The 21,601-nt window shown below is 37.1% G+C and carries 25 protein-coding genes and 4 pseudogenes; 17 read left to right on the top strand and 12 right to left on the bottom strand.

The window, feature by feature from the left end; genetic code table 11:
• Positions 1-29 precede the first annotated feature (29 nt).
• Entirely contained in the window at positions 30-1,364 is a 1,335-nt protein-coding gene (locus N0K80_RS07770; protein ID WP_002831210.1) for a dihydrolipoyl dehydrogenase family protein, read from the bottom strand.
• Positions 1,365-1,516: 152 nt separating this feature from the next.
• Complete coding sequence (locus N0K80_RS07765) at positions 1,517-1,933, bottom strand: MFS transporter (RefSeq protein WP_003680729.1); 417 nt, start codon at positions 1,931-1,933, stop codon at positions 1,517-1,519.
• A 103-nt stretch (positions 1,934-2,036) separates the two neighbouring features.
• Here N0K80_RS07765 and N0K80_RS07760 point away from each other — a divergent pair.
• Both N0K80_RS07760 and N0K80_RS07755 read left to right on the top strand, forming a co-directional pair.
• Positions 2,037-2,919, top strand: a pseudogene (locus N0K80_RS07760) (IS30 family transposase).
• A 2-nt stretch (positions 2,920-2,921) separates the two neighbouring features.
• Positions 2,922-3,128 carry a hypothetical protein gene (locus tag N0K80_RS07755; protein WP_010011608.1) on the top strand — a complete coding sequence of 69 codons (207 nt, stop codon included), beginning with the start codon at positions 2,922-2,924 and terminating at the stop codon, positions 3,126-3,128.
• A gap of 461 nt (positions 3,129-3,589) precedes the next feature.
• On the opposite strand, the gene N0K80_RS07750 is transcribed toward N0K80_RS07755, so the two are convergent.
• The 6 genes from N0K80_RS07750 to amaP all read right to left on the bottom strand — a co-directional run bounded on the left by N0K80_RS07750 (position 3,590) and on the right by amaP (position 5,748).
• The gene (locus N0K80_RS07750; protein ID WP_057974798.1) at positions 3,590-3,805 is read right to left on the bottom strand and encodes a CsbD family protein; all 216 of its coding nucleotides are present in this window, start codon (positions 3,803-3,805) and stop codon (positions 3,590-3,592) included.
• A 197-nt stretch (positions 3,806-4,002) separates the two neighbouring features.
• Positions 4,003-4,143: a hypothetical protein gene (locus N0K80_RS07745; protein WP_003681696.1), complete on the bottom strand. Its 141-nt coding sequence runs from the start codon at positions 4,141-4,143 to the stop codon at positions 4,003-4,005.
• An 11-nt stretch (positions 4,144-4,154) separates the two neighbouring features.
• Positions 4,155-4,406 carry a GlsB/YeaQ/YmgE family stress response membrane protein gene (locus N0K80_RS07740; RefSeq protein WP_003680323.1) on the bottom strand — a complete coding sequence of 84 codons (252 nt, stop codon included), beginning with the start codon at positions 4,404-4,406 and terminating at the stop codon, positions 4,155-4,157.
• A gap of 14 nt (positions 4,407-4,420) precedes the next feature.
• Entirely contained in the window at positions 4,421-4,963 is a 543-nt protein-coding gene (locus tag N0K80_RS07735; RefSeq protein WP_041095698.1) for an Asp23/Gls24 family envelope stress response protein, read from the bottom strand.
• A gap of 27 nt (positions 4,964-4,990) precedes the next feature.
• On the bottom strand, positions 4,991-5,176 hold the full coding sequence (locus N0K80_RS07730) for a DUF2273 domain-containing protein (RefSeq protein WP_041095700.1): 186 nt from the start codon (positions 5,174-5,176) through the stop codon (positions 4,991-4,993).
• An 11-nt stretch (positions 5,177-5,187) separates the two neighbouring features.
• Positions 5,188-5,748, bottom strand: a complete 561-nt coding sequence (gene amaP, locus N0K80_RS07725) for an alkaline shock response membrane anchor protein AmaP (protein WP_041095702.1) — start codon at positions 5,746-5,748, stop codon at positions 5,188-5,190.
• A gap of 648 nt (positions 5,749-6,396) precedes the next feature.
• Here amaP and N0K80_RS07720 point away from each other — a divergent pair.
• Both N0K80_RS07720 and N0K80_RS07715 read left to right on the top strand, forming a co-directional pair.
• Positions 6,397-6,528: a DUF5839 family protein gene (locus N0K80_RS07720; protein WP_220096583.1), complete on the top strand. Its 132-nt coding sequence runs from the start codon at positions 6,397-6,399 to the stop codon at positions 6,526-6,528.
• A gap of 232 nt (positions 6,529-6,760) precedes the next feature.
• Positions 6,761-7,567, top strand: coding sequence for a KxYKxGKxW signal peptide domain-containing protein (locus tag N0K80_RS07715; RefSeq protein ID WP_269026244.1), 807 nt, complete (start codon positions 6,761-6,763; stop codon positions 7,565-7,567).
• 33 nt (positions 7,568-7,600) lie between these two features.
• Here the strand turns inward: N0K80_RS07715 and N0K80_RS07710 are convergent, their stop codons facing one another.
• Positions 7,601-8,281, bottom strand: coding sequence for an IS6-like element IS1216 family transposase (locus N0K80_RS07710; RefSeq protein WP_001015311.1), 681 nt, complete (start codon positions 8,279-8,281; stop codon positions 7,601-7,603).
• A 61-nt stretch (positions 8,282-8,342) separates the two neighbouring features.
• Here N0K80_RS07710 and N0K80_RS07705 point away from each other — a divergent pair.
• The 10 genes and pseudogenes from N0K80_RS07705 to N0K80_RS07660 all read left to right on the top strand — a co-directional run.
• Positions 8,343-8,450 (top strand): annotated as a pseudogene (locus N0K80_RS07705) (site-specific integrase); the annotation flags it as partial.
• A gap of 552 nt (positions 8,451-9,002) precedes the next feature.
• Positions 9,003-9,368, top strand: a complete 366-nt coding sequence (locus tag N0K80_RS07700) for a plasmid mobilization protein (RefSeq protein ID WP_003131442.1) — start codon at positions 9,003-9,005, stop codon at positions 9,366-9,368.
• On the top strand, positions 9,347-10,579 hold the full coding sequence (locus N0K80_RS07695; protein WP_057974802.1) for a relaxase/mobilization nuclease domain-containing protein: 1,233 nt from the start codon (positions 9,347-9,349) through the stop codon (positions 10,577-10,579). The genes N0K80_RS07700 and N0K80_RS07695 overlap by 22 nt, the downstream gene beginning before the upstream one ends.
• Positions 10,576-11,199, top strand: a complete 624-nt coding sequence (locus N0K80_RS07690; RefSeq protein WP_042219812.1) for a hypothetical protein — start codon at positions 10,576-10,578, stop codon at positions 11,197-11,199. The genes N0K80_RS07695 and N0K80_RS07690 overlap by 4 nt, the downstream gene beginning before the upstream one ends.
• A 16-nt stretch (positions 11,200-11,215) precedes the next feature.
• Positions 11,216-11,818: a protein adenylyltransferase Fic gene (gene fic, locus N0K80_RS07685; protein WP_057974803.1), complete on the top strand. Its 603-nt coding sequence runs from the start codon at positions 11,216-11,218 to the stop codon at positions 11,816-11,818.
• 393 nt (positions 11,819-12,211) lie between these two features.
• On the top strand, positions 12,212-13,402 hold the full coding sequence (locus tag N0K80_RS07680; RefSeq protein WP_057974804.1) for a RepB family plasmid replication initiator protein: 1,191 nt from the start codon (positions 12,212-12,214) through the stop codon (positions 13,400-13,402).
• Entirely contained in the window at positions 13,395-13,985 is a 591-nt protein-coding gene (locus N0K80_RS07675) for a RepB-like protein (RefSeq protein WP_057974805.1), read from the top strand. Before N0K80_RS07680 ends, N0K80_RS07675 begins: the two co-directional genes overlap by 8 nt.
• 66 nt (positions 13,986-14,051) lie before the next feature.
• A pseudogene (locus tag N0K80_RS07670) lies at positions 14,052-14,468 on the top strand (RepB protein); the annotation flags it as partial.
• Positions 14,465-15,289, top strand: a complete 825-nt coding sequence (locus N0K80_RS07665; protein ID WP_269024300.1) for a hypothetical protein — start codon at positions 14,465-14,467, stop codon at positions 15,287-15,289. The pseudogene N0K80_RS07670 and the gene N0K80_RS07665, both read left to right, overlap by 4 nt.
• Positions 15,290-15,502: 213 nt before the next feature.
• A pseudogene (locus tag N0K80_RS07660) lies at positions 15,503-15,586 on the top strand (IS6 family transposase); the annotation flags it as partial.
• A 143-nt stretch (positions 15,587-15,729) separates the two neighbouring features.
• Here the strand turns inward: N0K80_RS07660 and N0K80_RS07655 are convergent.
• Positions 15,730-16,281, bottom strand: a complete 552-nt coding sequence (locus tag N0K80_RS07655) for a tyrosine-type recombinase/integrase (protein ID WP_003680030.1) — start codon at positions 16,279-16,281, stop codon at positions 15,730-15,732.
• A 292-nt stretch (positions 16,282-16,573) separates the two neighbouring features.
• On the bottom strand, positions 16,574-18,493 hold the full coding sequence (locus N0K80_RS07650; protein ID WP_003680028.1) for a heavy metal translocating P-type ATPase: 1,920 nt from the start codon (positions 18,491-18,493) through the stop codon (positions 16,574-16,576).
• A 253-nt stretch (positions 18,494-18,746) separates the two neighbouring features.
• Between N0K80_RS07650 and N0K80_RS07645 the strand changes: the two genes are divergently transcribed.
• A complete protein-coding gene (locus N0K80_RS07645) occupies positions 18,747-19,067 on the top strand; it encodes an ArsR/SmtB family transcription factor (RefSeq protein ID WP_269008553.1) in 321 nt (106 codons plus the stop codon).
• 108 nt (positions 19,068-19,175) lie between these two features.
• Here N0K80_RS07645 and N0K80_RS07640 read toward each other — a convergent pair whose 3' ends face one another.
• Positions 19,176-19,856 carry an IS6-like element IS1216 family transposase gene (locus N0K80_RS07640; protein ID WP_001015311.1) on the bottom strand — a complete coding sequence of 227 codons (681 nt, stop codon included), beginning with the start codon at positions 19,854-19,856 and terminating at the stop codon, positions 19,176-19,178.
• A gap of 396 nt (positions 19,857-20,252) precedes the next feature.
• Between N0K80_RS07640 and N0K80_RS07635 the strand changes: the two genes are divergently transcribed.
• Positions 20,253-20,843 carry a site-specific integrase gene (locus N0K80_RS07635; protein WP_013102111.1) on the top strand — a complete coding sequence of 197 codons (591 nt, stop codon included), beginning with the start codon at positions 20,253-20,255 and terminating at the stop codon, positions 20,841-20,843.
• A 153-nt stretch (positions 20,844-20,996) separates the two neighbouring features.
• Complete coding sequence (locus N0K80_RS07630; protein WP_225428648.1) at positions 20,997-21,329, top strand: DUF2316 family protein; 333 nt, start codon at positions 20,997-20,999, stop codon at positions 21,327-21,329.
• Positions 21,330-21,601: the final 272 nt, after the last annotated feature.

The raw sequence follows: 21,601 nt of genomic DNA, 5'->3' as shown, positions 1-21,601 counted from the left end.
AGTCTCCTTAAAAGAGGCTCAGCGTTTTTTTAAATCTGTGACCAGACGTCCGCTCCCAAAGTAGGGAAGAGAGGTACGATGCGGCCTAGTTGTTCAGCTGTATATTGAAACTCAATTGCTGGTAATAAAACGTTAATTGCATCGGCAGCATGTTCACTAACTTCAGCTGCTCCTACAAGATGATGGTCTTGATCGTAAATCAAGGTGTTATCACCAATTGTTTCCTTATCAACTTGGCGGAACCATCCGTCAGGAAGATGATTAGTTTTAATGGTGTAATCAGGATTTTGCTGAGCTTCTTCGACGCTCATACCAACCTGTGCGATTTGTGGTGAGGTAAAGACAATGGTTGGGATGGGCGGATAGTTGATTGCGTCAGTAGTCTTTCCTGTGAAAAGTTGGGTTAAATAACTAGATTCAAAGATCGCAGTCGGGGTGAGCTTAGGCTGTTCTTTATCAAGCACATCACCAGAAGCATAGATGTTATCAATGTTAGTTTGAAGATGATCGTTAACTTCGATCCCGTTAGCATTGTAACTAACGCCTACTTCGTCTAATCCGATGTTTTCGATGTTAGGAATTCGTCCGGTAGCATCCAAAATCCAGTCGGTGGTGAGGGTTTCGTGATCGTTATAAGACACGGTAAAATGAGAACCGTCTTCCTCAAAACGATCCACCTGAGCGTTGTAAATGAACTTCACCCCTCGTTTTTCGAGGTCGGCAATGACTTGTTTTACGTAATCTTGATTAAATTTGCGCAACGCCCGATTATGGCGTAAAAGTACAGTGACGTTCGCGCCGGCAGCATTGGCAATCGTGGCAAATTCCATGCCGATATAGCCCGCGCCAATAATTACGATATTTTCAGGAAGCTGTTTGAGGTTCATAAAATCGGTACTGTCATGCGTAAGTTCTGAGCCCATAACATCTAGATGGTGGGGACGTAGCCCCGTTGCAATCACGATTTTGTCAGCGGTGTAGCGCTGTTGATCCACTTCGATGGTGTGAGCATCAACAAATTTTCCACGACCGTGAATAATTTCGATGTCAACAGAGTCGAGTAAACCAGTAATCATGTCCGGCAAGCCGTCGATGACTTCGTGTTCATGTTCTACATTGGCAGTCCAATCCAGCTTTAAGTCACCATTTACAATGCCATCAAGGCGTTCTTGGTGGCGTAAAAGTTGAACCGGGTTGTCCAGCGTAATTTTCGCGTTGCATCCACGGTTTGGACAAGTTCCCCCGATTTTGTCCGCTTCGATAATGGCGACTTTTTTACCACTATTAGCTAGTGGAACCGCCCCGTCGAAGGCACCATGCCCCGCGCCTAAGTACAAAACATCAAATTGATAACTTTCAGTCATTTAATTACCTCCATCCTAAATTTAGGTGAATAAACAATTACCATTGTTGGCACGAGCATAGCAGAGGATAGTTGCGAGTTGCAAGCGATTGCAACTGAAGAGAACAAAAAGCAATCCTTAACTTTAAATAAGGATTGCTAAAAAATATCTTACTAACGTTTTAATGATTTAATCGATAGCATTGAAATACCACCAATCAAGGAAAAAATAAATGAAACAATAAAAATTCCAGAATAACCAAAAAGACTTATGACGGCAGCGGCTAAAACGGGTGCGATAGCTTGTGTAATTGTATTACCTAAGTTGTAAACACCTAAGAAAAATGCAACACGATTTTGATCGGGGATAACTTTTAAGTTTAATAAATTATCAAGTGCGTTCCATAAGCCCATTCCTAAACCGGTAGCTAAGGCGTAAAGAATAATACCAGTATTATTTCTTAAGAAGAACAGGGAGAGACCTGCAATTGCTAATAAGATAGTTGAGAGACCTACTGGTAATTTCAGTATTTTAAATTTATTAGATAGTGGCCCAGCGACTAATCCCATCAAAATGCCAAAAATAAGCATAATCGGTAGATTGTAAAATTAATCCGAACGCTGTTCGGACAAAAAAGATCAGCTTCCTTTAAAATGGTGTTTACCACAAACCCATCTTTTAGGAGCTGATCTTTTGTCTAGTATAACCTATTCCGAACGAATTAAAATCGAAACCTTTTGTGAACTAGGGCTGTCCAATATCCAAATGGGCGTTCGGCTGAACCGATCACCGTCAACAATTTCTTATGAATTATCTCGATGTCAACCTTATCAGGCTGAATTAGCACAAACAGATGCCGAATACAAGCGATCACGATGTGGTCGGAAAACTAAGCTGGTCACCAGGAATGATTGCTCACGAATTTAAACTAGCTACTAAATCTATTTATAATTGGCTAAATAAGGGGAGAATTGATTTCTCCTTGAATGATCTACCTGAACATGGCGTACGCCAACGGCGTAACGTTGACCAACGATCCAAATATAATCAATCTTTGGGGCGATCAATTGAACAGCGTCCCATGATGATTAATCAACGTAATCGCATCGGCGATTTTGAACTAGATACAGTCGTTGGTCCTCGTGGGCATAGTAAGGCAGTTTTATTAACTTTAATCGATCGCAAATCACGGTTCCTTTGGGCATACCGGTTAAAAGATCGGACGACAGCGACTGTTAATGAAGCACTAACTAAGTTCCTAACCACTTTTAATGGTCCGGTGCACAGCTTTACTGTGGACCGTGGCACTGAGTTTAGTGGGCTAGTATCACTTGAATCACAATATGGTATTAAGACCTATTACTGCCATGCTTATACGCCAGCTGAACGTGGTAGTAATGAACGCTTTAATCGGAATTTACGTTATTTTTATCCTAAAGGGACTCGTTTTGAGCACATTAGTGCTCAAGATTTAACGACGACGTTACTCCAAATTAACCAGCGACCGCTTAAAATACTCGACTGGCAAACACCGTATCAGGTTATGCTGACAAATTTGTCCAAAAATTCGGATTAAATTTGCAATCTACCGAATATCCACTAATAGTGTATATCTATAGTTACATTATTCCACTGCTCAATGGCCTGTATGAAAGTGAAGAGCCAGATTTCACAGAACAATTAAATTCCTATAGTAAAGACTTAGCAAAGGAGATTATTCTTGATTTAATTGGAGCAACGGGTATTGATATACAAGAATTTGATAAATTAGCTATGAAGCTTTAGTTGTACTAATTGCAAATGGGACTACGGAAACTTTTAATAGATTTATCGAAAAGTTCAGCTAATCACTGTTTTTTTTGCATATGGTCAGGAGGTGGCGATATCATGATTAATTCATAGTAAATACGGGTATGAGTTTCCGGAGTGGGCACAGGCGGGTGCTCGGCTCGATAAGATGGTGTAAGGATAATAGACGTCGTGCTAAATAGCGTGGCGTTTTTATTTTGCCCAAAATTTGGAGGTGGCCGGCATGGGCCAGATGGTAAATAGCAGATTTGGCCTTGTCAGTCGCACAGAGACACGTTGCTTGGGTGACTTAGAACATCAGCTTAAAGATGGACGGTGGTAACGTAAAAAGCCGCAGCGACCACATAAGCCGCGTATTACAGTGTGGAGAAAAAACAAGGTAACAAGCGTGAAAAAATAAAAGAAGACCAGATTTTGGTCTTCTTAAAAATGATAATTTATTTATCGTCTTTATCTAACTTTTCCTTTACGTTATCAACCGTATCTTTAACAGCATCTTTGGCATCTGACAGTTTATCTTTAGCCTTACCTAGAATACCTTGACCCTTACCTTCAGCTTCGCGGGCCTTGTCGTTCGTAACCTTGCCTTCAACTTCTTTAGCTTTTCCACTTACCTTATCTTTGGTGCTATCAATTTTGTCATCTAGATTCATAATATAACCTCCCATAATGTATTTGTTACAACAGTATTATTCCACATTTTAATTTGCTTGTCTAATAAGGAGATCCTACAAGAGATAGTGTGAATGACACTTATAAGGTAGATTGCAAATTTAAATATTGATTAACTGATCTTCAATTGCTCAATCATTTACGTTCTAAGAAGCCTAATACAGATAAATTTGGCTAATTATCCATGTAATTTTTGTTGCAATGTATCACCAATGCCATCTACTTTCTTAGCAGCCAAGACGGTGCCACCGATGAGGACACCACCTACAATGAGCGTAGAAGCAATCATAAACTTAAATACACTTTTCAAGACGTCCATAAAATTCCCCCTTACTTTTTACTGGTTCGACCAACAACTAATGAAACAATCAGAACTAAAATAATTGCCCCGATGATCGATGGTATCAATGCCATGCCAGCTAACGAAGGGCCCCAAGTGCCAAGGAGGCCTTGGCCAATCCACGCACCGATTAAACCAGCTACGATATTTGCAATCCAGCCCATAGCAGCACCACGGTTAGTGATTGCGCCAGCAATGGCACCAATGATTGCCCCGACGATTAATGACCAAATAAGTCCCATATTTACTCACCCCCTTAGTTAACACGACTAGATTTATTGTCAGACGTTACTTTATCAACGCTGTCACTTAATGTTTCCTTCGATTTATTTGCGCCCTTACTGACGGCTTCCTTCGTTTTGTCTGTAGCATCGCTCACGCGATCTTGCAGAGAAGTCGAATCTTTTTCATGTTGCTCCTTTGTCTTGACATCAACAACATTCACATTTACCTCAATTACTTCTAAGTCGGTCATATTCTTTACTTCCCGAACGATAACATTTTTGATCTTGTCATACAGTTTAGAAATATCAATGCCGTATTCAGCAACAATGTCGAGATCCACTGCAACCTGCTTTTTTCCAACCTCTACATCAATTCCTGATGTGACATCGGAAGTATTAACTAGTTTTTCAGCAACATTTGCGAAAAAACCGCCATCTACGGTTAATAAGCCATCTACTTCAGAAAGTGCAATACCAATTATTTTTTGAATAACCTTATCATCAAATGTTAAATTGCCTTTAATACCAGACTTTTCGTTAGTTGTTGTTTTTTCACTTGGCGTTCCGTTCTGCATAATTTTTCCTCCTTATAATTCAAACAGTTATTTAAAAACATTTGTTAAGATACCAGTTTTTTGAATATAATAACCCGCGGTAATCCCGATTACCATAAAAATCAAAACAAAAAGCGTCTTTAAAAATCCAAAAGTGATGATAAGGACCGCTAAGAGCAATCCTATAATTCCACCAATTAGTGGCCAAAAATAGGCTTTAATGAGTTCGGTCACGTTATCACCTCCTAGACAACTCGAGATTGATGCACATTAGCGTCCGACTCATTGAAATCAACGAGTCGGATTTTTATTTTTTTCTGTTCAGAAATTCCAAGACAAATACGCAAATCTTTTTTTAATTGATTGAGAAAATTTGCAGTCTGTTTCTTGGCATTGACTGAATTTAGTAGATCACCCGATATTTTAAGTGTGATCCTTTTTCGTGATAACTTAGCTGATACCTTGGGGTTACCAATAAAGGGTTCATGTTGAAGTGCTGAAAGAGCAAAATGCTCAATAGCTTTCTTACTGATGGTAACTTGACCATCAGACTTTTGGTGAAGATATAATGACTGTGACCGTGGCCAAAAAAGTGTGATAATCAATAAAACAATTAACACCGCCGCCAGAATTATCCCACTCCAAAAAAGGTATATCGGTTCGTACTGATCCAACCAATCAAACTTTAATTGCATGGGTGTGCTAGTGCCAATGGCCGTTGACCAATTTTTAAAGACAAGAACTATGGACAAAGGAAATGCAAGGATAATAACAACTACTATTAAAGCCTTAAATATAAATCGCAAATCATCACCACCTTTACCATCATTATAGCAGACAGGTAGTGATGATGAAATTATATGCACTTATAAGAAACCAATTAAAATTTTTATTTGACTAAACCAACCTGGCCACTAGGGTATACCTTATTGGCTTTACTTGGCTGTATGAACTGATGCCACCTGCAATAGTTCAGTAGGATTATCCAAATTAGGCGATATTTATCAAACAGTATGCAAGCTAATTTCGTGCTTGAAGATGGTAAAGGTTTGATATACATGCTGCTGTCACCACACAGAGGTCACCAGCCCCGAATAGCCAGATTCAGTTCCAGGTCTGCCGGACCCAAGACGACGAGCAGGGTTGTTTCAATAATCACCACGAAAGAAGGTTGCCAAGTTTTTGACAAGCATCAACGCTGCAATAAGGACGGTAAGCTAACCGTAACGCCAAAAGCTGATAAAACCGCGGAGTATGCTGGTAACCCAGCAAAACCAACGATGCCAGCGCCTAAGCCAACGGTTACTAAAGTAGTTAAGATGATCCAGACTGGTCATCACCAAACTTAATTTGATCGATTGGTGGCTTGGTTCAAATAATTGCTAGTCTGAGGGCTCAGCACGTGTACTAAACACATTAAGGAATGACTGATGACCAAAATAGGAGGAATCAACATGGCTGATAATGTGTTAATGGCCTATCATATTGTGCATGATCCCGATGATTGGGCGAAACATGTGTTGAATACGAAAAAGTTGTATAAGTGGCGGATCACTGAACAGACGAGAGGGATGCCAGTGATTTAAATTTAAAGTTTAAGTATGCTATTATAATATAAACGTGATTTATTAAGACCACTTAATTAATAATAGGACTTTAGCATGATTTCAAATATTTTCGTGCGAAAGATAGGCCCCATTTAAGGGATATAAGGGGATATTAGTAGTTTCTATTATAATTTAAAAAACCGATAGCCTTAATAAACCGGGATTTTAATGACAACATTTTATTTGAAATAGTGTGAAAGGTAGGTTTTTTATGTTAAGGAATAATTACTTTGGAGAGACTAAAACGCATTATAAACTGTATAAACGCGGTAAGAATTGGGCTGTCATGGGGATTTCATTATTTTCACTGGGATTAGGGATGCTAGTTACCGGCCAGCCAGTGTCAGCTGATGTGACAGCCACCAGCACCTCAAGCAGTGCAGCAAAGGCTGAAACGACCAGTGCAAGTAGTAGCAGTGCAGCAAAGGCTGAAACGACCAGTGCAAGTAGTAGCAGTGCAGCAAAGGCTGAAACGACCAGTGCAAGTAGTAGCAGTGCAGTGAAGGCTGAAACGACCAGTGCAAGTAGTAGCAGTGCATCAAAGGCTGAAACGACCAGTGCAAGTAGTAGCAGTGCAGTGAAGGCTGAAACGACCAGTGCAAGTAGTAGCAGTGCATCAAAGGCTGAAACGACCAGTGCAAGTAGTAGCAGTGCATCAAAGGCTGAAACGACCAGTGCAAGTAGTAGCAGTGCATCAAAGGCTGAAACGACCAGTGCAAGTAGTAGCAGTGCATCAAAGGCTGAAACGACCAGTGCAAGTAGTAGCAGTGCAGCAAAGGCTGAAACGACCAGTGCGGGTGGAAACCAGATTGTAGCGCAGACAGCCACTAATGTTTCTAAAAATGATGCAATAGTTACAACTAAGTTTGCTCAAAACTATGATAGAAGGGTATTGGCAGGTTCAGTTACCAATACGGGTTTCTCAGTTAGTGATCCAGATTATCCATCTGGGATGTGGATTGATCCAGATAAATCTCATTACAGTTATGAATGGTTGGGTTCTGTTGCAAAGTTTTAAATAAAGAATAAAATCCCTTACGGTATCTATGATTTAAGCTGGGATTCCCAATAATACCTTGATTTCAGTACAGACCGAAAACCCGAAGAGAGTGCCTTCTTTTCGGGTTTTCTTATATAATCCTCGAATGGCTTCCATGCCTTTAATCGTGGTAGAGGCAGTGCGTAAACTTCGATAGAATTTATTGCGTCTCTTTACTGGACGATGGTCTTGTTCAATCAAATTATTCAGGTATTTAATGGTACGATGTTCTGTCCCTTGATAAAAGCCGTATTCTTTTAGTTTCTTAAAGGCACTTGTAATAGAGGGGGCTTTATCTGTGACTACAACCTTCGGTTCATCAAACTGCTTCACTAACCGCTTAAGAAAAGCATAGGCTGCTTGTGTGTCCCGTTTTTTACGTAACCAAATATCTAAGGTTAAACCATCTGCATCGATGGCTCGATACAAATAATGCCATTTTCCTTTAATTTTGATGTACGTTTCATCCATTTTCCATGAATAAAAGGATTTTTTATTTTTCTTTTTCCAAATTTGATAGAGTAGTTTGCCATATTCTTGCACCCAACGATAAATCGTCGTATGAGAAACGTTAATGCCACGATCATATAAGATTTCTTGAACTTCACGATAGCTAAGGTTATAACGAAGATAGTAGCCCACGGCTACAATAATCACATCCTGCTGAAATTGCTTTCCTTTAAAATGATTCATCGTCATTCCTCCTGCTATCTTTTTCTATTATTCTACCTTATTTGATAGTAGATTTAAAACTTTGCAACAGAACCTATTAAACCATTCAAGCGAAGCCATGACTTTAACATATCTTGGATTGGACCAAGCAAGTCGAGAGAACATATTAGACCAAATTGATTTTGGGTAATGAATGTTTAGAACTTAGTAGTCGTCCAAAAACGACTACTTTTTTTGTTGAATCGTCCAAGGACGATTCGATGCTTTTGACTTGTAAGAACAGGATTGAATGAAGCCATACTGTTCGCATATTTTTAGTGGATGAACAAACAAAATACGAGAGATTTTTTGTTCGTTCATCCATGGTTTTAGAAAAAAGAGGGACGATTTCGGAAGAAGAAAATCGTCTCTTTTTTTTCTTCTTTTTGTATGACAAAAAGAAAGATCTTTTGCCCATTTTATTTTTATAAAATGGGTAGGTGGCGTTCGCGTAAAGCAAATCGACACAATCCAAAGGGGATAAAAGGGGAAAGTGAAACTTCCCCCTTTTCAAGCCACATTGTAATACAAGAACGAAGTGCTTTGTATTACAATGTGATAGCTTGCAGTATTTATGGGTTTATATTTTCTATTTTGTTATAATGATTGTAACCGAATAGGGCGCAATGCTTATTACAAAATCAATGACAAAGGGCGATTGAGGAATGAGCGCTGGGGCATTTTATCTTTGAGGAGGCTATTTATGGATCAGAAAGAAGTATCACAAAATCAAACAAAGTACATTCAATTTAGATTATCTGAAGAACAATACAATAAGCTGAAAATTTCAGGAGAAACATATGGACTCTCTCCGAATCTTTATGCGAAAAAATTAGCACAAAAATCTCATTTAAAAAAACCTTATCTCGAACATGACCAAGCGAAATCTTTATTATTAGAACTCTCAAAACAAGGAACCAATTTAAATCAAATCGCCAAGAAACTCAATCAATTCGATCGGATGGACAACCAAGATAAAGAGCTGATCGAGGCTTTACGCTATACATACGGAGTACTCGCTCAAGCTCAAAAGGGGTATAAAGAGTTATGGCAACAATTGCAAAAATAAGCAATGGCGCAAGTGCAGCGAGCGCCCTTAATTATGCTTTAGGTCAAGACAGACCTATGCATGAAAAAACTGAACAGTGGCTACAAGACCATCAATTGGAACGTCCTGTGGAGCTGACAAATTGTCGGGCAGTTGCCGTGGGTGGAACCAACGGGATTGATCCCTTTATCGCCAAAGAACAATTTCATGTCATTCGACAACTTCATAACCAAACCAAAGAATCCAATCAGGTCTTGCGTATTACCCAATCTTTCGCCTTAGATGAACTGAATCCGAAAGTACAAAAGGACTGGCAAAAAGCCAACGATTTAGGCGTTGAGTTAGCAGAAAATCTCTATCCTAACCATCAAAGTGCTGTGTATACGCATTTAGACGGAAAAAATCACGTCTTACACAACCACATCATTGTCAATAAGGTCAATTTAGAGACAGGAAAGAAATTAAGAGAACAAAAAGGAGAAAGCGTTCAACGAGCACGAGAAATGAATGATCGACTCGCTTCTCGAGAAAACTGGCACATTTTAGAGCCACCAAAAGAGCGCCAAACAGAGACAGAAAAAGAACTAATCGCCAAAAATGAGTATTCTTACATGGATGATTTGAGAGAAAGAATCAATAAATCGCTTCAAGATGTCTCTGTGAGCTCATATGAGACGTTTAAAGAGCGTTTATCCGATAATGGTGTAATTCTATCAGAAAGAGGCCAAACGTTCTCATACGCCTTTTTAGACGCCAATAATAAGCAAAGACGAGCACGAGAGACCCGATTGGGTTCTGATTTTGGAAGGGAGACCATTTTACATGAGTTGGAAAACCGAGCAAGACAAAACGAATTTAGAGCTGTTGAACAACGAGAACCAGCGATTACTCCGCTTGAGCGAGACACTCAACAAAGAGAATCAGAAATTGTTAGCCTTGAACAAGCAATTGAACCAAGAAAATCAGAAGCTCTCAAGCGAGAATCAAAAATTAATCGATTTATTGACACAATCAAACAGCTTGCAGGACGAGTACCAGAACTTACTCAACGCGTTACAAGAAAATTAAAGCAAACAAAAGAGAAAATCCTCGAGGATTTTGAACGTCGCTTTTCAAAGGACATGAAAAATTACGAGCAAGAACAACAGAAAAGCCTAGAAAAACAAGCGAATAGAGACGTACAGTCCGAAAAGAAGCCAACAAAAGATCATGATCGGGGGATGAGTCGATGAATAAAGATGAACAACTCGTTGTTCAAGTATTAAATGCTTATAAAAATGGCAAAATTGATTTCAGTAACGTTCCAGAACTAGACCGCTTAGTCCGTCAAGAAGTTAATAAAGACTTTCGGGACTACCAAGAAAAAATAGAAGCTGTTGCGAATCAAAAAATTGAGTCTGCCATTCAAGAACAACTCCATCGTTTAGAGGCAGAAAACTTAAAAGCGACCATACTGAAAGACATTCAAGTTGAAAAACAAGCATTACTCGCTTTGAAAAAAGAACTGAATGAACAAAAAGAGCAGATAAAAGCAGATCGCAAACGTGAGATTGTCGAACGTTACGGTATTCTGATTGCGAACATTGTCTGCCTGTTCTGTTTCTTAGTTGTCGGTATTCTCATCGGACGATGGATTTATAAAGGTATCTGGGATGGTTGGGGTTTGCATATTTTGTATGACACAGTGATGGAAATACAGCCTAAACATCCTTATGGGGCAGTCGTTCTTGGATTAGGTGGTTTTGGTTTAATCGGTGCTGGCATCTATGGCAGTTTTCGATTAATGTATACCGCTTCAACATGGTTTGATCAACGTCCAAAAATCTTTAAAAGAATCTTTCCGAAAAAATAGAGAGTGAGGTAATCCTGTGGTTTTAGAAAATAAATTAGGCTTAACAAATTCAGCAGAATTAGCTAAACAAGAAGAGTTATTAACGAAAAAAAGAGCCAAAGAATTGTTTGAGTCTGGCAAAATAGAGGATCTGGAAATTGGGACGTTTCAAGGCTTATCTGATATTCATCAGTTTTTATTCCAAGATATTTACGACTTTGCAGGAAAAATTCGAGAAGTGAATATTGCGAAAGGAAACTTTCAATTTGCGCCACGTATTTTTTTAGCGCAAACACTTGAATATATTGATAAATTACCTCAAGAAACATTTGATGAAATTATTGATAAGTACTCGGATATGAATGTGGCGCATCCTTTTAGGGAAGGCAATGGACGAGCCACTCGTATCTGGTTGGATTTAATTCTTAAAAATAAACTACACAAAATCGTCGATTGGAATCAAATTGATAAGGATGAATATTTAAATGCCATGATCCGTAGTACAGTCAGCACCAATGAATTAAAATATTTGATTCAAAAGGCTTTAACTGATGATTTAGGAAAAGAACAATTCTTTAAAGGAATTGATGCGAGTTATTATTACGAGGGCTATTACGAAATTAAAACAGAAGATCTATAAACACGTATAAACACGATTTAAAGGAACAGACTGCTCAATATAAAACTTGAGCAGTCTGTTTCTTTTTTTGGATGATTTTGACCTTTGATTTTAAATTTTTGAAAAAAATAAAAAAAGCGAAGCCTATATTACATTTATCTTATATATTTTAATCTTTTGTTCTTTTGCGTGAAAAAAAAGTCAGTGGTAGCAAGGAAGGACAGATTTTTATAGCAACAAAAAACGATGTATATAGCAACAAAAAACGATGTATATAGCAACAAAAAACGATGTATATAGCAACAAAAACTTGATTAAGTTGCTATATATTTGTATAATGAAAGCATAGAGAAAATTGACGTCTAAATCACTTCTCTATGCTTAATCACAAAACACTCACAAAGGAGTTTTTCTATGTCTATTATATCAGAAAATCAAAAGCAGGTGTATACCTTGAATGAAATCGAAAAACGTAAAGTGGTCGAGCATAATAGCTTGATTACTTCAATCGCTAAAATGCAAAAGACCGCTTTAAAAATGTTTGAATTAGCCGTGTCTTGCATTGATACAGAAAATCCGCCCAAAGATAATATAATCTATCTTTCAAAAAAAGAATTATTTTCTTTTTTTGATGTATCTTCAGCAAGTAAACATACTCGTTTTAAAGAAGCGATTGAGTATATGCAGAAACAAGCTTTTTTTCAAATTAAAGAAGAAAAAAATAAAGGGTATGAAATGACAAGTATCGTCCCAATACCAACTGTTAAATGGAACAGCTACAGTGACGATGTAATGATACAATTTAATCAATTTATTATGCCTTATCTGATTAATTTAAAGGCAGAATTTACACAGTATAAAATCTCTGAATTGAAAGAACTTAATAGCAAGTACAGTCTTATCTTATATCGTTGGTTAGCTATGAATTATAGCCAGTACGAGCATTATAGTGTTAAAGGTGGACGGAGAGCCGAGCAAGTGGAAGCCTACCGCAACCCCTCAATCACAGTGAAAGAGTTGCGAGAAATCACTGATACGATTAATGAATATACACGTTTTCAAAGTTTTGAAAACCGTGTATTAAAAAATGCCATTGAAGAAATCAACGCCCATACGTCCTTTAACGTGTCTTATGAGAAAGTCAAAAAAGGACGTTCGATTGATTCTATTGTTTTTCATATTGAGAAGAAACGCCGAGCGGACGATAACAGCTACAAGTTGGAAGATACGGCTTTTCAAGTAGATAAAAAGCAAAAAGAACAAAGCGAAGCTGTTCTAGTTAAGCAGGCAATGGAAAGCAAGTACACACGATTATTGATTGAAAACTTTCTCTTATCCCCTCTTGAAATGACGGACACGGCACTTATGGCAGGTTTGCAAAAGAACGTCTATCCGCTTTATGACGAGTTAAAGGAATTAAGAGGGTTTGAGGGAGTAAAAAAACACCTATCGTATGTTCATGATAAGCAAGAGCCTTACTCTAAAGGGAACATTGCGAAGTATCTTAAAAAGGCGATTGATCAATACTTACCAACTGTAAAATTACAAGACCTTGAACAACCAGAACGTGCAAGTGTTCGAGGTAAAGGAGAAATCCATGAGTGAAAATTTAAAAACCATAAAAGAAATTGCGGATGAAATAGGTGTTTCAAAGCAAGCTGTATGGCAAAAAATAAAAAAAGAATCGTCAATAGATTTACGTCAATTTACGTCAAAAAAAGGAAATACCGTTTACGTTGACGTTGATGGTCAAAAAGTTATTAAGAATGCTTTTTTTAACAAAACGTCAACTAAAAAACGTCAACAAAAAGTTTTTGTTGACGACAACGTGAATAATTCAGTTGATGGCAATCCAGAGGGGAATGAAGAGATTTTATTTTTAAGGAATCTAGTGTCCGAACTCCAATCAGAAAAAAAAGAGCTTCATAAGCTATTAGACCAGCAACAACGTCTAGCCTTACAGGATAAAAAATTACTAGAAGAGTATAAATCAGAAATCAATGAATTGAAAGCTCTTAAAATGCCTCAGGAGGATATGAAAGATGGCTCGTCGATAAGGGGTGAGGCGCAGGAAGAAATTGAACGACTGAAAGCTCAATTGAAGTTATCAGAAGAAGAACGAAACAAGGCAAAAGAAAAAGAGCCGGTAAAAACAGAATCTAAAAAATGGTGGCAACTATGGAAATGAGAGGGGATCAAATGAGTCATTCGGAACAAATGATTGAAAACCAGTTCATACAAATCTTAAGTGAGAAAGAAAGGGCGTTCGATTGATAGCATAGTCTTTCATATCGAGAAGAAACGTTGTGCTGACGATAATAGTTACAAGTTGGGAGATAAAGACTATCAAGCCGATAAAAAGCAAAAATCAAGAAATGAAGCGGACTTACTAAAACAGGCAATGGAAAGTAAATATACAAGACTTTTATCTGAAAATTTCTTAATTGGCATGAATGATATTATGGATACAGCCACAATGGTAGGCTTACAGAAGAATGTTTATCCGCTTTATGACGAACTGAAAGAATTAAGAGGGCTAAATGGTGTCAAAGACCACTTGTCTTATGTTGCCAGCAAACAAGAAGCCTATTCTAAACGTAATGTAGCGAAGTATCTCAAAAAAGCAATTGAGCAGTACTTACCAACAGTTAAAAGGCAGGATTTATCATGAGTGAAGAATTAAAAACAATAAAAGAGCTGGCGGACGAATTAGGTATTAGTAAAAAGTATTTACAAAACAAAATCAGTTATGAAAAAAAGAAACAAAATTTATCTATCGGAAATTGGAAAAAAATATCCGGAAAAAATACAATAGTATTATCTGACAAAGAACAAACATTAATAAAAAGTTGGTTAAACAGTCTAGAAGATAAGCAAGAAGACAAAGCAGACAGTCTAGAAGATAAGCAAGAAGACAAAGCAGACGGTCTAGAAGATAAGCAAGAAGACAAAGCAGACAGTCTAGAAGATAAGCAAGAAGACAAAGCAGACAGTCTAGAAGATAAGCAAGAAGACAAAGCAGACGGTCTAGAAGATAAGCAAGAAGACAAAGCAGACGGTCTAGAAGATAAGCAAGAAGACAAAGCAGACAGTCTAGAAGATAAGCAAGAAGACAAAGCAGACAGTCTAGAAGATAATCAAGAAGACAAAGCAGACGGTCTAGAAGATAAGCAAGAAGACAAAGAAAAATCCTATCTTAAAGAAAGAATTTCTGTTTTAGAGAAATTCTTAGATAAAGAACAAACATCAAATTCGGAATTAAAAAAAATTATTCAACAAACTCAAAACCTCTTAGACCAGCAACAGCGTTTAGCCTTGCAAGATAAAAAGTTGCTAGAAGAATACAAGGCGGAGAATGACAGCTTAAAAGCTCTTAAAATACCATCAGAGGACACCAAAGAGGAACAGACAGACAAACAATCGCAAGAAGTAAACAACGGTTCAGAACAGCCGATTGAAGCACCTAGAAAGTGGTATCAATTTTGGAAGTAAAATATAAAATGTAAGGAGCGATAAATATGAAAATTAATTATGATGAAGTCTATCAAGTGGAATTAATCAACGAATTGTCAGCAAGGGTCTATGGACGATTACTAAATATTTGTATCAAGGCAGGGTATGACTTAGACGGTTCTGTTGCAAAGTTTTTCTGATAAGTTTATTTTAGGGTAAATTAGAGTAAAAGGATAGCTTGGAGGAATGAAAATGGATCATTTTAAAGGCAAACAATTTCAAAAAGATGTGATTATTGTAGCCGTTGGCTATTATCTTCGTTATAACCTCAGCTATCTTTTTCTATTATTCTACCTTATTTGATAGTAGATTTAAAACTTTGCAACAGAACCAAGATATCTATGCTATCTTAGATACTTTTTTCGTGAATTTATCTAGATATCAAAAAACAATGAATTCTTGAAAATATTGTCTTAAAGTTAGAAACCTAAACGGAAGTTCAACAATGTCTCACTGATTTCATCTTCATTGATCCCGATATAGCGTTTGGTGATTTTTTCGCTGCTGTGACCGAATATTTCCATGAGTGTAGCCACGTCTTTGGTTTTCTTGTAATAGTGGTAACCAAATGTCTTGCGCAGCGTGTGCGTGCCAATATCGTCCCGATCTAATAATGCGGCGACCTTTTGAAACATCTGATAGACCGTATTGACTTCTAAATGACCGCCTTTAGTACTGGGAAACAAATAATCTTCTGGCTTCAGGTCTTTCGTGTAGTCCTGGATCAACTCCTGCAGGCTGCTTAAATATAAAATGCGTGTTTTTCCGGTTTTTTGCTCCACAATACGTGGGTTTTTCGAGGAAATCACGTCTTTTTTCTTTAATTTCACGATATCAGACATGCGTAAACCGCTATTAATGCCGATCAAAAACAAGAAAACGTCGCGTTCGGCGTTTTTGTTGCGTCTTAAACAGAATAAAAAGTCGTTGATTTCTTGCTGCGTTCGTAATGGTTGTACATTATAACTCATTGAAATGGTCTCTCCTCTCACAAAAAAGATACATGATTTCATTCATTATACCACGAAATCGTGTATTGGACACCGGTATAAAAAAAGAACCCTATAGATATAGGATTCTCGATACACGATTTTATATAATTTCATGTGTCTTGTATTCAAGTCACGCCACAAGAGTATGGTTGACATATCATTTTGACTTTGAACATCTAGATAAATATAAATAAATAATAGAGATAAAAAATGTAGTGTAATCCTTAATTATCTCTATTACTCGATTAATTTGAAGGTGTGCAATCATTCTTTAGACTGCCCTTAGCAATCGAAGTCCATTCAAAATAACAACCAATGTACTTCCTTCATGAATAATGACACTGATGGCAATATCCGTTAAGCCCAAGAAACTAACGACAATTAAAAAAGCAACAACGGCCATTGAAAAAATAATATTCTGCCAAATAACACGGTTCATTTTCGAAGAAATATTATGAGATTGTACCAATTTTGATAAATTGTTTTGCATTAAAACTAAATCAGATACCTCTACTGCCACATCAGTCCCATCTCCCATAGCGATTCCCACATCTGCATTAACAAGAGCAGGAGCATCATTTACACCGTCTCCAACCATGGCGGTCACACCGTATTTTTCTTTTTGTTCGTCTATTATTCTGGATTTGTCTTCCGGCATGACATTTGCAATCACTTCATCTATTCCCAATTGTTTAGCAACCGCTTTTCCCGTCATTTCTGAGTCACCAGTAATTAATGTGGTGTGTATACCTTGTTTTCTGAAATACTCAATGGTTGCTTTTGCATGTTCACTTGGAATGTCCATGAGGGCAATAAGGCCTAGAACCTCTTCATCTACTGCTACGTACACGACTGTCTTACCTTCTGAAGCCCATTCATTATTTAAACGACTATACTCATCTGAAACATCATCAAACGAAGTCGGTTTTCCTATACGATAATTTCTCCCTTTGTAATCTCCTGTCAATCCTTTACCAATCTGGTTTTCTACATCAATAGTTAGTTTGTTTTTTTGCTCAAACTTTCTTAGAATAGCATCTGCTAAAGGGTGATTGGATTCTTTTTCAAGAGCTACTACGATATCAATCATGTTTTCTTCGTTCACGGAATCAGCAAAATAATAATTGGTTACTTCAGGTTTTCCTTTGGTCAAGGTGCCCGTCTTATCAAATGCAATTGCTTTAATATCGGCTAATTGAGACAGGTAAGAACTACCTTTTGAAAGGACTCCTTTTTTGGCTAAATTAGAAGTCGTCGATAGCGTTGCCGAGACAGTAGCTGCTGCTAAAGCACACGGTGAAGCTGCAACTAAAAGGACTAATCCTCTATAGACACTTTGTGACCATGTCCAATCAAGTAGAAAAGGTGCCAATAACATGAATAACGGAATGGCAATTAAAACAACTGTGACGTATTTGGGTTCAAATTTTTGGATAATACTCGCAGCTTTTGTTTGGTTATCTTGGTTCTGGTTCACTAATTGTAAAATTTTTGAAAATACTGTATCTTCGTTTTCTTTGGTGACTTTCATCGTGAAGCTACCTGTTCCATTAATTGTACTCCCGAAGACGCCATCTCCTTTGTATTTCTCTTTCGGGATACTTTCTCCATTAATAGACGACTCATCAATGGATGTAGATCCAGACAAAATGACGCCATCAATAGGTACTTGATCGCCATTCAAAACTTGAAGTTGATCTCCCACTTTTAATTCACTGACATCTACATTTTTTGTACTGCCATCAGGTAGGATTAACCGGGCAGTCGTTGGATTCATTTCGAGTAATTTCGTTATTTCTCGTTTGCTTCTTCCTTCTGCATAATCTTCCAAAAAATGTGCTCCAGAAAAAATAAGAATCAATAATGTTCCTTCCCAAAAATTCCCCATTAAAGAAGCTCCGATTGCCGCTAATCCCATTAAAATATGAGAATTAGGCATGAACTTTTTTTGGTTTTTTGAGTTCTCAATTGTTTCTCCAAGGCCTTCAAGAACAATGACATGATACCCAGCGCTGATTGTAGCGAGTGAGAACATGATGTTTTTTATGAATTGATATTCGTCACTTAAGAACAGCGCAACAATTGCCAATGCTAAACCAATAAAGTACAAAATAATTGGCATTTTCCCATGATCATGGTCATGATCGTGACTATTATTTTCGTGTGAGTGTTGCTCTTGAATCTCTTTCATTTCTATCACCCTTCTTAATAAAACTATTTTTTTGAAATCGTAACGCTTACGAATTACATATGAAATAACATTCATATGTTTATGCGTTCATTATATATTGCTCTATCTGATTTGTCAAAAAAATAGTTATCTTATTTAGTTAATAAAAAAATTGGACTATAAAACAGCTCTGCTTATGGAAAAACCTTGCTTTATAAAAATCTTGTGCTAACCTAAACATGAACGAACACACATATGAAAGAGAGGAAGTTTTATGAAATCATCATCAACTTCTCCGTTAACAAATGATTCTATCCAAGAGGTAAGTAAGATATTTAAAATGATTAGTGACCCTACACGTCTTTCAATTTTATTTCTTTTACAGAAAGAAGAACTTAGTGTTGGAGTAATTGCGCAGTCTTTAAGTATGGAACAATCAGCCATTTCTCACCAGTTAAAAACTTTAAAGACTTCAAGATTAGTAAAATCAAAAAGAGCTGGTAAAAATATGATTTATAGCCTTGACGATCTTCATATTTTTAGTATTTTTGAGCAAGTTTCAACTCATATCGAAGAACAAGAAAAAGAAAAATAAAGACAAACTACAAGGTTAAAATGATTTTACAATTCATTAGTTCAAATAAAATTTGGTTCTGTTGCAAAGTTTTAAATAAAGAATAAAATCCCTTACGGTATCTATGATTTAAGCTGGGATTCCCAATAATACCTTGATTTCAGTACAGACCGAAAACCCGAAGAGAGTGCCTTCTTTTCGGGTTTTCTTATATAATCCTCGAATGGCTTCCATGCCTTTAATCGTGGTAGAGGCAGTGCGTAAACTTCGATAGAATTTATTGCGTCTCTTTACTGGACGATGGTCTTGTTCAATCAAATTATTCAGGTATTTAATGGTACGATGTTCTGTCCCTTGATAAAAGCCGTATTCTTTTAGTTTCTTAAAGGCACTTGTAATAGAGGGGGCTTTATCTGTGACTACAACCTTCGGTTCATCAAACTGCTTCACTAACCGCTTAAGAAAAGCATAGGCTGCTTGTGTGTCCCGTTTTTTACGTAACCAAATATCTAAGGTTAAACCATCTGCATCGATGGCTCGATACAAATAATGCCATTTTCCTTTAATTTTGATGTACGTTTCATCCATTTTCCATGAATAAAAGGATTTTTTATTTTTCTTTTTCCAAATTTGATAGAGTAGTTTGCCATATTCTTGCACCCAACGATAAATCGTCGTATGAGAAACGTTAATGCCACGATCATATAAGATTTCTTGAACTTCACGATAGCTAAGGTTATAACGAAGATAGTAGCCCACGGCTACAATAATCACATCCTGCTGAAATTGCTTTCCTTTAAAATGATTCATCGTCATTCCTCCTGCTATCTTTTTCTATTATTCTACCTTATTTGATAGTAGATTTAAAACTTTGCAACAGAACCAAATACGTCATAACTTACCACCATAAAGCAGTCCAATTAATTTATTGACTTCTAAGTAAAATACCAGGAGTTTTGCTATGAGTTAACTATGATCCTAGGTGGTCACTAAAACATTCCTTAATTTAGGGGCTATAATTACATCAATGACCCCTCGAAAAGACTATTAAAACAGCCCCCCCATTATCTGACTAGTAGATAATGGGGGCTGTTTTTTTGTTAAGTGATATAATAAACCATAAAAGAAGTTTAGAAATACGGTCCTGGTCATTAATAAATAAACAATTTAATTAATTATTTAATTTCAGAAAGGTATATATGAATCATGGTGCAACAAATCGTCCTACCCATCAAAGACTCCAACGTCTTAAAGATGGTACAAGATACACTTCTCGATAGTTTCCGTGCTGGTCGCCGAAATTACACCGTTTTTCAAGTTGGTAAGGCCACGCTACTACGTGTGAGTGATGTCATGACATTAAAAAAATCAGATGTCTATAATCCAGACGGCTCTGTCAAAAATACAGCCTTTATTCATGATAAAAAGACCGGTAAAGCAAACACGTTATATTTAAAGCCTGTTCAGCAAGACTTGTTGCAATATCATGATTGGCTGGTCCAAGAAAATATCAATTCTGAGTGGTTATTCCCCTCGACAGCCCATCATGATCGCCATATCACCGAGAAACAGTTTTATAAAGTGATGGCGCGTGTTGGTGATCTACTAGGTATCAACTATTTAGGCACGCACACCATGCGTAAAACAGGCGCTTATCGTGTCTATACACAGTCAAATTACAATATTGGTTTAGTCATGCACTTATTGAATCACTCAAGCGAAGCCATGACACTGACTTACCTTGGTTTAGATCAAGCTAGCCGTGAAACGATGTTAGACCAAATTGATTTTGGCTAACAAAGAAGCTATAAATGGGCACTCATTGATGATGGTATAGCAGGATTGGCTACCGTTATTTTCTTAAAACACGGTGCATATATGACTGGCGAAAAATTCATATCTGAATAATTAACAACTCTTGTGAATGGCTGACTCAGCCTTCTCGTCAGCATGATTTTAATAGCGAAAGAGAGAAATAAAATGTCTTTAAATTTTATAGAGCGTATCAATAATAGTAAAGAGCTTCGTCAAAATCTAAAATTAAGTCATTTGACTATTGAACATGTAGCCATTGACTTAAATACTTCTGTACAAAAAATCAATCAAATATTAGAACTAGATCACGTCTCACCTGAAGATCCTTGGATTTTGAAAGAACATTTATCGAATAAGCTACAAAGCCAAGGAATAATTGGCTATCCCTATTCAAAACTAGTTGGTGACTTTCGTGCTTATTGGTTTTTGGATACAAAAAAAATAGCCAACCAGCAACTATCAAAATAATTACAGACAAAAATGATCTTATACTCAAAAAATTGTCCATTTTTTAAGTATAAGATCATCTTTTTTCGTTGTATTTTATGTGGTTAATCTCATACCAGCTTGCCCCAGAGGATAGCGTTCTGCATGACATGCTCTCACTGAAGGTGATCATACAATGATAAATTGCCATATCACGGCGTGACCCATTGGTGCAATGTATCATGTACCAAAACAAAAAACCACTAGGGTATACTGAAGTGACATAAAAAAGTTAGGCATTTAGATAAGACCTT

Source organism: Dellaglioa carnosa (genome assembly GCF_026948345.1).
GTDB lineage: Bacteria > Bacillota > Bacilli > Lactobacillales > Lactobacillaceae > Dellaglioa > Dellaglioa algida.
This window is presented reverse-complemented; position numbering and strand designations above follow the sequence as displayed.